The sequence below is a fragment of the Turneriella parva DSM 21527 genome (assembly GCF_000266885.1).
Taxonomy (GTDB): domain Bacteria; phylum Spirochaetota; class Leptospiria; order Turneriellales; family Turneriellaceae; genus Turneriella; species Turneriella parva.
On the sequence record NC_018020.1, the window covers coordinates 42,019 to 55,065 of the forward strand.

The 13,047-nt window shown below is 53.5% G+C and carries 12 protein-coding genes and 2 tRNA genes; 4 read left to right on the plus strand and 10 right to left on the minus strand.

Annotated elements, in window-relative coordinates; all coding sequences use genetic code 11:
* Positions 1-53: 53 nt before the first annotated feature.
* Positions 54-932 carry an ArdC family protein gene (locus TURPA_RS00200; RefSeq protein WP_014801259.1) on the plus strand — a complete coding sequence of 293 codons (879 nt, stop codon included), beginning with the start codon at positions 54-56 and terminating at the stop codon, positions 930-932.
* A 1,666-nt stretch (positions 933-2,598) separates the two neighbouring features.
* On the opposite strand, the gene TURPA_RS00205 is transcribed toward TURPA_RS00200, so the two are convergent.
* From TURPA_RS00205 to TURPA_RS21145, 9 genes are all read right to left on the minus strand, one after another.
* A tRNA-Tyr gene (locus tag TURPA_RS00205) sits at positions 2,599-2,681 on the minus strand.
* Between the two features lie 52 nt (positions 2,682-2,733).
* A tRNA-Thr gene (locus TURPA_RS00210) sits at positions 2,734-2,806 on the minus strand.
* A 52-nt stretch (positions 2,807-2,858) separates the two neighbouring features.
* On the minus strand, positions 2,859-3,416 hold the full coding sequence (locus tag TURPA_RS00215) for an NADH-quinone oxidoreductase subunit NuoE family protein (RefSeq protein ID WP_014801260.1): 558 nt from the start codon (positions 3,414-3,416) through the stop codon (positions 2,859-2,861).
* 51 nt (positions 3,417-3,467) lie between these two features.
* Complete coding sequence (locus TURPA_RS00220; RefSeq protein ID WP_041948204.1) at positions 3,468-4,130, minus strand: HAD family hydrolase; 663 nt, start codon at positions 4,128-4,130, stop codon at positions 3,468-3,470.
* 44 nt (positions 4,131-4,174) lie between these two features.
* Positions 4,175-6,505, minus strand: a complete 2,331-nt coding sequence (locus tag TURPA_RS00225; RefSeq protein WP_014801262.1) for a DNA polymerase domain-containing protein — start codon at positions 6,503-6,505, stop codon at positions 4,175-4,177.
* Between the two features lie 13 nt (positions 6,506-6,518).
* The gene (locus TURPA_RS23230; RefSeq protein ID WP_014801263.1) at positions 6,519-6,962 is read right to left on the minus strand and encodes a hypothetical protein; all 444 of its coding nucleotides are present in this window, start codon (positions 6,960-6,962) and stop codon (positions 6,519-6,521) included.
* The gene (locus TURPA_RS00235) at positions 6,940-7,218 is read right to left on the minus strand and encodes a DUF8156 family protein (protein WP_014801264.1); all 279 of its coding nucleotides are present in this window, start codon (positions 7,216-7,218) and stop codon (positions 6,940-6,942) included. Before TURPA_RS00235 ends, TURPA_RS23230 begins: the two co-directional genes overlap by 23 nt.
* Before the next feature lies 1 nt (position 7,219).
* Positions 7,220-7,426: a hypothetical protein gene (locus TURPA_RS00240; RefSeq protein ID WP_014801265.1), complete on the minus strand. Its 207-nt coding sequence runs from the start codon at positions 7,424-7,426 to the stop codon at positions 7,220-7,222.
* 60 nt (positions 7,427-7,486) lie between these two features.
* Positions 7,487-8,236, minus strand: coding sequence for a hypothetical protein (locus TURPA_RS21145; RefSeq protein WP_014801266.1), 750 nt, complete (start codon positions 8,234-8,236; stop codon positions 7,487-7,489).
* A 192-nt stretch (positions 8,237-8,428) separates the two neighbouring features.
* On the opposite strand from TURPA_RS21145, the gene TURPA_RS00250 reads away from it, so the two are divergent.
* Complete coding sequence (locus tag TURPA_RS00250) at positions 8,429-9,031, plus strand: LexA family protein (RefSeq protein WP_014801267.1); 603 nt, start codon at positions 8,429-8,431, stop codon at positions 9,029-9,031.
* A 75-nt stretch (positions 9,032-9,106) separates the two neighbouring features.
* Complete coding sequence (locus tag TURPA_RS00255; RefSeq protein WP_014801268.1) at positions 9,107-9,526, plus strand: hypothetical protein; 420 nt, start codon at positions 9,107-9,109, stop codon at positions 9,524-9,526.
* Positions 9,527-9,579: 53 nt separating this feature from the next.
* Here the strand turns inward: TURPA_RS00255 and TURPA_RS00260 are convergent, their stop codons facing one another.
* Positions 9,580-10,227: an SH3 domain-containing protein gene (locus tag TURPA_RS00260; protein ID WP_014801269.1), complete on the minus strand. Its 648-nt coding sequence runs from the start codon at positions 10,225-10,227 to the stop codon at positions 9,580-9,582.
* A 105-nt stretch (positions 10,228-10,332) separates the two neighbouring features.
* Between TURPA_RS00260 and TURPA_RS00265 the strand changes: the two genes are divergently transcribed.
* A complete protein-coding gene (locus tag TURPA_RS00265) occupies positions 10,333-12,936 on the plus strand; it encodes a DUF5018 domain-containing protein (RefSeq protein ID WP_041948207.1) in 2,604 nt (867 codons plus the stop codon).
* The last annotated feature ends 111 nt before the right edge of the window (positions 12,937-13,047 follow it).

Below are 13,047 nucleotides of genomic sequence, written 5' to 3' on the forward strand. Positions count from 1 at the left end.
CTTGGACTGCACGGGAGCCTGGCCAACGTGCCACCCACAGTTCTGAGGTTAATATGACAAATATCTACGACGCTGTGACGAACAAAATCGTTGAGCAACTCGAGAATGGCAAGGGGTTAAAGGCATGGGTAAAACCCTGGATCACTGGTGGTCCCAGGAACTTCACCTCAGGCCACGCCTACCGGGGCCTGCTGAACCTGATGCTGCTTGGATTTGAATCCATGGCGAAGGGCTACGAGCATCCGCTTTGGGCGAGTTTCAAGCAAATCAAGAAAGCTGGTGGTTCCGTGAAGGCCGGTGAGCGTGCGACCCAGATTGTCTTCAGCAAAGAGCTGGTAGTCGATACTGCAAACACGACAAATGCCGATCCCAAAGAACCGACCAAAAGACAAAAGTATAGAGTCTTTCGGCTCTGCCCGGTGTTTAATCTCGCACAGAGCGATATTGACCCTGCCAGGTATGCCGAGAAGTTTCCCGGATCGGTCGTTCATGAGGATGAACCGAGCGAAGCCGCCATGCGCTTTATTGGCGGTATCGAGCACAATGTGCAATTTGGTTGGGACATGGCTTGCTATGTCCCCTCCATTGACACAATCCAGCTGCCGGATCAGGATAGATTCATGTCGCATGCCGACTACACGGCTACGCACCTGCATGAATTGGTTCACTGGTCCGGCTCCAAAGACAGACTCAACCGTCTTACCGGTGCTGTGTTCGGATCACCGGACTATGCGAAGGAAGAGCTCACCGCCGAATTGGGTGCCGCCTTTCTAACGGCAGAACTTGGCGTGGATTCAGACCGGGTTCAACACCCGAGCTACTTGGCGAATTGGCTACAAGCGCTCAAACAAGACCCGAAGTTCATCTTCAGCGTCGCCTCTCTCTCTAAAACGGCTGTTGACTTCCTAAAGGAAAAGTCGTCGCAGCCGTAACACTCAAGGTCATCGGGACTAATGATCCCGGTGACCTTTTTCCTTTTCGTGCCGAAGGCTACTCTCTCCTGAGTCGGCGTAGCTGCTCGCTTCACTTGCCAGCATTCCATTTACCAACCTATAACATATCTCTCTGGATAATTAGGTTCGGTGCGGGCGAGTGAAGCGAGGAGCGAAAGGTGTCCTTGGACACCGTAGCGACTCAGAGAGAGTTCTACTCTCGTGTACACGATCAGATTTCAGTCTGGTGCTTAGTTCAATAGAGTATTGGGGAAGTTGCCAAGCTGAAATCCGGGGACTAAATAATCCATTGGTATGCCAATGGCCAACTTCTCTAATCGATCTCCGATCGCTCGAACGCAAATGGCAGTCATTTACCTGCAATCGTATTTCGCTGATCATTCAACAGGCAAACGTGAGACTCCATCGCAGTCCACTCGACCTCATCGTTGCCGGAATCTGTGGACTACCATAACTGCTTGCCAGCCCGAACTGGGCAGGCCTGGTGGGTTCATGTTGGATTCAGCGGTTTCTACCGGCTCAACACCAGAGCTGGGCCATATCTTCAATCCTGCTACCACGCACAGCCGGACTAAGCGGCGAAATCGTAGCCGGGGAATCAAGATTGATACCACCTACTACACCCAACTCACTGACCTAATCCTCAGCGAATTCTATCCGCGAATCTGCTGCGGGGAGAAGGTCACCAAACAAAGCCCGACGCGGGAGCTTGTACTCCGCTGCCCCACTTGTCATAAAGAACACAGCAAGCTGGCCGGGCCTTTCCGGAAACTCCGCGTGCCGCGCTGGACAATTAGCTATCTATTGAAGGAAGCCCAGGTACAATACCCGAAGGTTTTGACCGTTGCGGAAATCAAACGCCGTCTTGGTTTATCTTCAACGGGCACTGCCTATCTTCTTAAACGCCGGATTCAACTCTTTACATCGGACTTAGTACCCCGTATGCAGGAAGCTTTCTATCGGGATAACAAACTGAAGTTCGGGGACTTCCGCTTTCCCCGGGATAGAGAAGCTGACTTAACTGAACTGGTGAAGGATAAGCCAATTCCCCAGGCTGATACTCTTGTGTTATTCAGCGTCGGAAACCTATCTAATAAAGGCCGGAAACGCTTTCGCCGGAAAGGACAGACATCCAGTATCTACCGGAGTTCATCGGTTGATGGCCGGGGAGAACAAGTCGGGACACTCGTGAATACTGTAGCGGTTAAGAACGGTCCGGCATTCTTCGATTCAATACCGAATCAGAAAGCAGAGACCGTTAACCCTATTCTCTTCAAGTACATTCCCGTACACAATCCGGTATTCACCGATGGCGGATACTCCCTACCCTCTATGAATCATCGCACGATCAATCACTCGTTGAAGTCTAAAGACAAACGACACACCTGGTCCCGGCAACGGTGGTCGAAGAACGGAATACATACACAGGTTGCTGAAGGTCGTCAGGGGATTCTGAAGCGGGCGTTCCGGTCTTACGGATGGTTGAATCCGAAGCACTCTACTCTGGCGTTAAATGAATTCACCGCGATCGGGAATCTACGTTACTTCGGGTTAGAGGATCTGTTACCGGATGAATCCAAGGAGAACCCGGTTCGGTATCAACTGGATGATAACTGGAGCCTGCGGGATAGCAGGAATAGAAATGTGGGCAGGGAAGGATTCGAACCTTCGTACTCCGGAGAGACCAGATTTACAGTCTGGCGCCATTAACCACTCGGCCACCTACCCTAAGAACTCTGCCTGCGGCAGAGACCGTTGAATGGGCGTGCCCATTCAACTTAGCTGCCTGTCAGAATCGAACTGACGACCTACTGCTTACAAGGCAGTTGCTCTACCGACTGAGCTAAGGCAGCAAATGCTTAATTAAATAAGCAGTACGGAACAAACGGCAAATAAGACAGACCGTCAACCTTTTGACGCAAGATCATCGATGAGCCGTGCCACATTTTCAGGGGTGAGAGTCTCGTGAAAGTCGTTGTTGACCAGCATCGCCGGCGCAAAGCCGCATGCCGCCAGACACTCCACCTGACGCGTATAGGTGAATTTGCCGTCAGGGGTCGTTTCGCCGTCGCGAATGCCCAGTTTGTCGCAGATTGTCGCCTCGATCTTGTCGGCGCCCATAATCTGGCACATCAGATTGCTGCAGACGTTGAGGTGGTATTTACCGATCGGTTTCTCGCGAAACATCGAGTAAAAAGAAACGACGCCCTTAACCCAGGCAGGCGAAACCCCGACCCGGCCGGCGATATAGTCTACCGCTTCGGGGGTGATATAGCCAATATCTTCTTGCGCAAGATGCAGCGACCACAAGACCAGCGATGAGCGCCGGGGAAACTTCTTCTCGAGTTCAAGAAACCTTTTTTCAAATTCTGGTGAAAAGCTGTAGGTACCCATGAACCTTCTGTCAGACGACGTATCTAAAATCTGCGACGGTGTGGCGAGCAAAAGGGTTAGAAGCGGCATATCGGGCACTTGCTGGCGCAAGTTCCCGATATACGAAAGGGCCGCGCCCCTTTACCACTCGACGATCTGCCAGTTATTTTCTGCAGCGTGCGCCCTGAGTTTTTTGTCGGGGGTTACACACACCGGCGTGCCGACGGCTTCCATAACAAAGCGGTCAGTGTAGGCATCGCCGTAATAATAGCAGTCGGTGATGTTGATGCCTTTATGGGCACAGTAGTCGAGCGCCGAAAGGTGTTTCTGCTCGCCGAAGACATAGGGCCCACCGAGGCGGCCGTTGAATTCGCCATTTTCGACATCGAGAGGAGTGCAGATTGCCGCGTGCATGCCGAGGTGATCTTTGACGGGCTCGCATACATACCGCGTCGATGCCGACAGTATAACAGTCTCTGCACCACGGCTCTTATGGTATTCGACGGCCTCGCGGGCCTGTGGGCGAATCAGATCGCGTATCTTCTGGTCGAAAAGCTCGCGCGTGACAAATTCCATCTTTTCGGTCTGCCAGCCTTTAAAGCATTTTGCCCAGTTACGGATAAAATCTTCGGTTTCGTCAAAACCCGTCAGATACATGAAGAGCGACATGCCCAGAAAACCCATCTGCAGGGGGGAGTAAATCTTGTTCTGAACACAATAATCCCAGAAGACTTTGCCGCTGTTATCAGCGAGCAAGGTGTCGTCGAGATCAAAAAAAGCAACGTAAGGTACTGTTTCGGGCATGGACAGGACGAGGCCTGTCATCGCCACATCGCGGTCAAGCAGGTTTAAGATTTTGGGTTAAGGTCAAAAATCTCCGGTTGCAGACTCTCTGTGGGTGAGAGTATTTTCTGCGAAATAAACGGGGCAAATATCTCAGCAAACGACTCAAAGAGCAGCTTCACATAGTAAGCAGCATCGTAGTGCAGATACTCACTGCGACGCTGCTCGGCGATTTCTTCTGCCATGTAGCGCCGCGAAAGATCGCGGTGGTTCTGCTGCACGACGAAATAGCGTACCTTTTCACCAGGGGCAATGTGCATACCCGCCGCCTGAAGCGAATGCATGCTGAGCGATGTGCCGTTCATCACCTGGTAGTCTTCGAGCTCGTGGCTTGCGGTGCGCCGCAGCAGCAAGAGCCGCCACGATACCTTCTGAGCCGTGAGCTCTGCGATTCGTTCTTCGTAGAGCTGCTTTGCCGGCCCATACATCGCCGCCACGTCGGCGGCGGTGAGGCAATCTTTAATGAGCACGAGCAGCTCACGCTGAAAATCGGTGATGTATTGCGGCATATCTTTTCGGCGAACAGCGATACCGCGCAGCTTAAACTTACCTGTCTGAAAACGCCCCATGTAACGGTTGGCAACGGGCATGCGGCTGTCGGTACGCGAAGGCAGAAACAGCGCCCATGAGTAGATACCCTCGGTGCTCATCTCAACATCGGTCTCGCGATAGATTTCGGCGCAAAGGCGGTTGATTTCTTCAGCGCTGAAATTACTCTCGTTGGGTTTGGCGATGAAGATACAGTCGGTGATCGCATGCACGAGTTCAAAACCATGACGCTCGGCGAGCTGAATCGCCTTTAAGAGTTTATCGCGCCCGAATGCAGTGACGCTCTCGTGGCTTTCCAGCTTGCCAAACTTGGCATTGCGAAAGCCGAGATAACCAAAGCTGACAACATTCATCCATTTGAGGCTGTCGGTACGCTGCTCGTAAACAGCGCGCAGCTTCTCGTCAAGCGGCTCTTGCAGCTTCGCCTTGTAATAACGCCGGCGCGACAGAATATGCGCGAGCGCATCGGAAACAACGCCGCGCCGCTTGCTGCAGATATGATAACCCGTTTCGGGAACGCGCGGCACGCTGGCATCATCACGGCAGCAGGGGCAATTGATCGTTTCGGGCGAAATATTATGCCTGTGCATAATCGTCGGATACATCTGCGAAAAATCGAGCTGCGCGACATTGTGCCGCACGACTCCCTTACTGATGTCGGGTTGGTAGATAAGACTGCCTTTGTCATAAAGCTGCAGTTCGTACCACGTCTTGCGGTTTTCGAGCGCGCTTTTCTGCCACGGAACCAGATAGTTTTTTCTGATCGCGACATCGGCTTCCATGTCGGTGAGCGCATTGCCCGTTGAAGCGCGCGCCAGACGCTGCACACCCATGCGGCTGATGCGCGCAAGCTCGATCGTGCCGGCGAGGTCGGTGTGCTTGAACGTGAATGAGTTGTGCTGGTCGATGTGCCAGCGCCCGTAGAGCGGGTACGAAGCAGATCGGTAGATCCAGCTGCCGTAGGTGTTGAAGCTCGAACCTTTTTTGCGAATGTTGCGGCTGATCGGCGCTGCGAGATCGCGATCCAGTTCGAGCCGCACCCCGCTCTTCTGCGCTGTTTCGTATAAAAACGGCAATATCACCTGGTCGCCGTAAGCAGAAATTATGCAATCGGGATCTTCAGTGCGAATGATTTGGTTGAGCTTGTGGATATAGTCTTCACCACGGCGTTCGGCGAGTGTATAGTCTCTATCCTCAATTTTTAAAATTAACGGATTTGCCGCGCTGACACCAAGACGATGGCTGTGTTGAAGCGCCATCTTCAGAATGCGCAGTGGCGGCAGCTGGTATTCGAGATCGTACGCACTGCCCGAAGTTTCGATTGCAACAAGCCGGTTGCTGCGGCCAGAGAGCTGGGTGCGTACCTTCACCGGGGCCAGCGGATAAAGATTGCGCGACGAAAGATAACTCGAAACAGGGTCGAGATCGGAGTGATAGATGTCAAACCGGCCATAGAGCGTGAAGAGGCGGCGCTTCAGCCCCAGGAGCATGCCGGGGTCAGCAATCTCGACGCGCAGAGCATCGATGGTTCGGTTTTCATAAAAGAGCAGCTTCTTTTCAAGACGCGGTGGCGCAGCAAGCGCGCCGGTGGCCGCGAGGCGTGCCACCACCTTGCGATAGATTTCGGTATTGGCGTGCACATAAATAACCGGATAAAAGGTTTCAGCAACCTGCAGCAGGTGGCGGTCGTCGCTGAGCAACCAAAGGTAAATCTGGTCGCCGACGCTGTAGGCGTCGAACAGATAGCCAGCAAAATGCCAACGCGCGCTGATGCCGGGTGATGGCATTGAAATGCACGGGTCAGGCTGCGAGCGGTGGGTGGTCTTTTTCTTTGGCTTGTGGTCTGAAATTTATGTTTTCTTCAACATGGATTCCGGTTTTCGACCATTTTTTGACCTTCATGGAATAGTTATTGAAACCTGTAGTTCGCCCCGGCTCTGCACGACTGAGCATTCGCACGATCATGCTATAGACGAGCGACGAGACACTCACGCGCTGTGCCGCAGCCAACGCATGCAACTTATTATACACCTCTACCGGCCAGTAAACCGGCACAATCTCATATTTGTCTCTTGCATGATTATAACACCTCGCCCTATCCCGGCATGCTTTACTGCTGAGCGTATCTGCGAGACACGCGTCGAGCGCCCTAAGCCAGGCTTTTTGCCACACCCCAAACAGGGCAACAAACCCTGCCGGCAGCGACACTGTGGTCTTGATATTATTGCGTTTCCACCCCTGCATATAGTTCTCCCTGGCTTTTTATATTTTTTTTGAGTTCGTTGATTTCGCGCTTGAGCTGCACCAGCATCGCCATGCTCATCGAGTCGAAGGCGTTGGGGTGCTGCGCCATGACACCTGCCTGCACCTGCATTTTGGCGACGCGCATGAGCTCGTCGAAAGCTTCGCGGTCTTCACGGCGCAGCGTGCGGCGGTAGTTATCGAACCGGTGCATGACCTGTTCGATGACGAGGGAATAAGGGACGACAGTTCGGCCCATATCAGCAAGAGCTCTCGCGCTGCCGCATGCGCGCAAGATATTCGACAGAAAGCGCTCGGTTAATGACGTCGTGCGGATTCACCTTGAATGCAAACGAGATCGGCTGTTTGCGGTTTTTATTGAGAGAGTCCCACAGCGAGAGCTTGAGCAGGCGCTGGTGCAGCTCTTCTGGGCTACTTGTCGCGAGGGAATTTTTCTTCGGTTTCATTTTTTTCTCCTTAAAAGAGTGTGAAAGTTAGTTGTCATGGTTCGACGAGCTCACCATGACCTATGAAAAAGCAAACTGCATCTGCGCGGTTTGCCCGGGCAGAGTTGTATTTTTCAGCAGGTGTGCACTGTTGGTACTTTCGCGCATGCGCGCCGAGCCGGGCAGGCTCAGAATCTCTTTGCTGATTCTGCCATGCGAGCTGTGGCGCAGCCGCCAGGCGTCGGGGGCCCCGGCATTGGTGAGGTTGAAGCTGCTGCCGGCGACGAGCGGCTTCAGATCGGTAAGAAATGTGCTGAACGCGGGTGCGGCGTATGACGGCCTTTCGACGACGAAGAGCGCCACCCCGCGCTCATGCGCATTGGCAAAAAACCTCACCAGCTTCTGGATAAGAAACAGCCCCTCATCGAAGGCGACATCGCCGTCAAAAAACTGTTTCGCAGGTGCAAGAATGAAGACGACTTCATTTTTTTTCAGTTCTTGCACTGCATCGAGAATCTGGTATGGTGTGAAAGCGCGGGTGATCGTGATGCTGTCAGCGATCGATTCGGGCGAAACCTGCTGGCGCAGCGCCTCGTCAGAAATAGCATAGGTATTAAAGCGCATCGCACAGTCGATTGTGTGCGTCTTGATGCCCGCGATTGCCATGCGCGTCTGCCAGACCTGCGTCAGCGGAAAAACAGCCGATGCCCCGGTCAGGTACGCCATCGAGCGGTTGTTGCCCTTGTAGTCCCACAGGCGGTACGCGTTGGCGAGCGTTAGCTCGTTGTGAGGATTTACCCCGATGCTGAAATTTGTAGCCCTATGAAACATACCTCACCCCCCAACCCCCTCACCGATGACGGAGAGCGAAGGCGCTCACCTAAAGGAGAGGGGGAGCCCCACCTCTTACCCCTCTCCTTTAGGAGAGGGGTGCGCTCTTGCGCGGGGTGAGGCAGAATTTACTTTACAGCCACACTATAGAACAAGAATAGAAAAGCAACCAATTTGTTCTATTTTTGTTCTATGAAAAAACTACATCCCACCCAAAAACAATTGCTCAAGCTACTGACCAAGCTGTCAGGCGAAGGGTATACAATCCGCGAGCTGCAAGAGAGTCTTGAACTCTCGACGCCGAGCCTTGTCTTCTTTCATCTGCAGCAGCTTGAAAAAAAGGGATATATCGAACGCAACCCGATGAACCCGGCCGACTACCGGGTGAGGCAGCCGCCCGAAGAGTCGGGCCTCTTTCTGGTCAATCTCTATGGCCTCGCGCGCTGCGGGCCATCGGGCACGTTGCTTTCGGGTGACGTTGAAGAGCGCATCGAGCTACCACCGCAGTTCATGCATGTACACCTGAAATCCCCCTTTTTTGTGCGTGCCCACGGCGACTCGATGGAGCCCCGCATACACGACGGTGATCTGGTGCTGTTCGAAACGGCAGCCGAGGTACCCGACGGCAGCGTCGTCGCCTGCTCAGACAATGGCCGTGCCTACATTAAACGTTTGGTCAGGTCAGGCAAAAAAATTCTTCTTTATTCACTGAACGCCAAATACGAGCCCTTTGCCGCCGACCCGGCGAGCTTTCGCGTCGAGGGTCTGGCCCAGGCGGTTATCGGGCGCCTGTAAGAAACCTGCTACATTCTTTACGAGTCCGGTAGTGATTTGTAAAGCGTACTAACTATGCACCAATAAGGAGACATCATGAACCGTATATTTACCATACTTCTGGCCACGCTGATCGCGCTGGCCCCTGCGTTTGCAGAAAAAGGCAACCGCCAGCGTAAGGGCAATAAAAGCGGCGCCTGCAAAGCCGATATCGAGCGCCTCTGCGGCGCGCAAAAAGGCGATAAAAAAGCACTCCGTGCCTGCATGAAGGCGAACGCCGACCAGCTTTCCCCTGAATGTAAGGCGAAAAAAGAGAAATTTATCGCGAAACGCGCCGAGCACAAAGAGCGCTACGAAAAGGTGATGAAAACCTGCGAAAAAGACGTGCAGCAGTTCTGCAAAGCAGAAGAAGAGCGCAAGCAGCACTCGATGCGCTGCCTGTTCAAGAACCGCGACAAACTGGGCGCCGAGTGCCAGGCTGCGCTGCCACAAAAGCGCGTTCGCAAGGCGAAATAACACGTTCAAACCTTCCCCTGCCTCAGGCAGGGGAAGGTCATCTGACAGAGCCCTCAGTCTTTGACGCAGAGCGCACCCGAAGTTTCAACCTGGGTAGAAAATGGATGCACCGACAGACAAATAAGCGAGGCCTCAAACTCTTCATAATAGCACCGTGTCATGCCCACGTCACCAGCTTGACGGACGACCAAGACCTCCAGTTGAAACCCCTCATCCGTAAATCTGGTCGAATGTTTGTGAAAATCGCTTTCGGTGAACAGATGCCCCCCTTTGAGGCGACAAAGCCTCTGCGCGCGGTCGGCGATCATAGCTGGAGGCTGTTTCTTGAGTTTGCACCCCAATTTTCCTTTTTTGCCCTTGCAGGCCAGGTCTTCGAGAAAAACCGCCTCAGTCCTGGTAAGCGTATCGGCCAAAGGATCGGTTTGGCTCAGAAATCCGCCAAACGCATAGAACTGCGTGTGGCTATCGCTGCTGTGGCGAATCTGCAGCCATTTACCCTTTGCGCCTGAAATCGTCACCTCTTCACCCTCTTCGCCCACCACCTCAACCGGTGTTCCGGGTTTAAGCACCGTGACGAGGTCTCCATCAGTACCGGGCGTTGATCGTACCTTCAGCGCTGTCGTAGCATACCTTATGGGTCCCGCTGCCACCGCCGTAGCAGCCAGGAGCAGAAGTACCGTCAGCTTAGTTAAAGTTTTCATAGTTATCTCCTTTTTTAACTGGCAGCATAATAGCTGCCTCTGGCCAAATGTCCATAGGGCAAGATGCCCTATGGACATTTTTGAGAAAGTGTGCGAGAAGATGCCATGAAAAAGATCAATCCACCCACCACACGCCTGCGAGGCGGGCTAATCATGACCATATTGATGCTGGCGATTGGCTGCGCCGCGCCTGATTCAGGCGCCAATCAGGGCCAGCCGGCCGGTTCAAACACGACGCCGAGTACGTCTTCTGCCAAAACAATCACCCATTTTTCTTTTCCGACCATACCGGCCACGGGACAGATCAGCGGCACCGATATTTCGGTACAAGTGCCCACCGGAACCGCGATCAATAATCTCAGAGCAGTCGTTCTCATTGATGGTACGTCGCTGACAGTCGGCGGCACCCAACAGACCAGCGGGGTCACAGCCAACGATTTTTCCACCGCCGTAACATACACGGTCCATGCACAAGATAATTCGACCGCGACCTATACCGTCACTGTAACGACAAGTTCAAGCCTAAAGGCAATCACCTACTTCAGTTTTCCAAACCTGGGCGGGGTTTCGACTATCAGCGGTAACAATATCACGATATCGCTGCCCTATGGCACAAACCGCAGCAATCTCGTGCCAGTCTTTACGCACAACGGCAGCGGCATCGCCATCGGGGCAACGATTCAGGTGAGTAACGTCACCGCCAATGACTTCTCTTCACCGGTCATCTATCGGGTCACAGCGCAGGACGCGAGTTTTCAGGACTATACGGTAACCGTGAACGCGGATAATCCCACAAAAGAAATCTTATCTTACGGATTCGGCAGTTATGTGGGGCGTTTATCAGGGAACACGATCACCATCGATGTGCCTTTCGGCACCAACGTAATCAATGTGACGCCGATATTCCAGCATAACGGTATTTCCATTAAGATCAACAGCGTGGCGCAGGTCAGCAACTCGACTCAGGTTGATCTCAGCACACCCAAAGTTTACACCGTGACGGCACAGGACGGCACTACGCGCGACTTCACAGTAACGGCGAACGTGGGGCTCAATACTTCAAAAGAGATCACGAGCTATTCGATACCATCACTCAATGCAGTGGGAATTATCTCGGGTAACAACATAGCAGTCAACGTGCCGCACGGCACCAATGTCTCAAACCTTATCGCCGTCTTTTCGCGAACAGGAAGCAGCGTCGCTGTCGGAGCGACCAACCAGGTGAGCGGTACTACAGCAAACAACTTTACCGCCCCGGTCGTCTACACCGTGACTGCCACAGACGCATCGACGCAGAACTACACGGTCACCGTAAACGTTGCAGCTGTGGACGACAAATCGATTGAATTGTTTACGTTTACCGCCGCGGGTGCAACAGGAACCGTGAGCGGAACGCAGATTGCTGCAACGGTACCATACGGAACCAACGTCTCAAATCTTATCGCAACCTTTTCGACCACCGGCATGGTTGTCAAAGTCAATGGTGTGACGCAGACGAGCGGTGTCACCCCCAACAACTTCATTCAGCCGGTCGTCTACACGATCGAGGCTGCCGACGGTACGCTCTACAGTTATACCGTCACCCTCACCGTCGCGGCACCCAATTCGACGGCAAGTATTGCCTACTTTACGTTTGCGAGCACATCGGACTTCGGCCTATTCAATGGTACGAATATCGCCGTGCGGGTACCAAATGGCACCGACCTGACAAACCTCGTCGCGATTTTCAGAATCAATGGCCAGATTGTGCGGGTGAACGGCAACCCGCAATTCAGCGATGTCACCGCCAACAACTTCTCGGCACCAGTGATCTACGCTGTTCAGGCACAGGATGGCACTGTGGTCAATTACACCGTCACGGTGACGACCGTGGCTTATGATGTATTTGCGCCCAAGATCACCTCGGTCACGGCAACGCCATCCTCAACGAGCACCTACCCTGCCGTCGTCACGGTAAAGATTTATTACACGGAGACCGGGTCGGGATTCCAGTATGGCACCTTTCAGCTCTGTAGCCCGACGCGGATCAGCGCGGGCACCGGCGGAACAACAATCACGAACGGGGTTGTAACAAACCAGGGAACGTATTTCGAGGGTACCGTGACACTCCAGAATTACCACGAAACGGGGGTCTGGAAAGTGTGTACCATAAACATGCAGGATGCGGCAGGGAATTCAATCATGCTATATACGGCCAATGCCGTGAGCACCACCAACTATGTGAGACAGGTTACCGGAAGCATGATCGATTCAGGTGTTGCCATTGGCGGGAGCATCAATGTCACAGGCACAACGCATGACATCACGCCGCCGCAGATCACATCGGTGACGGCAACGCCATCCTCAACGAGCACCTACCCAGCCGTCGTCACGGTAAGGATTTATTACACGGAGACCGGGTCGGGATTCCAGTATGGCACCTTTCAGCTCTGTAGCCCGACGCGGATCAGCGCGGGCACCGGCGGAACAACAATCACGAACGGGGTTGTAACAAACCAGGGAACGTATTTCGAGGGTACCGTGACACTCCAGAATTACCACGAAACGGGGGTCTGGAAAGTGTGTACCATAAACATGCAGGATGCGGCAGGGAATTCAATCATGCTATATACGGCCAATGCCGTGAGCACCACCAACTATGTGAAACAGGTTACCGGAAGCATGATTGATTCAGGTGTTGCCATCAGCCCCGGCGTGAACAAGCAGTAGCCGTGCAAAGCCCGGCAGGCCTGAGGTACGGGCAACCTTGGCCCACCGAGACTTCAGGCGCTTTGCCGACGATTGCCCTGCGAGGTTTACCAGGGGGGGCGATTGCTGGCA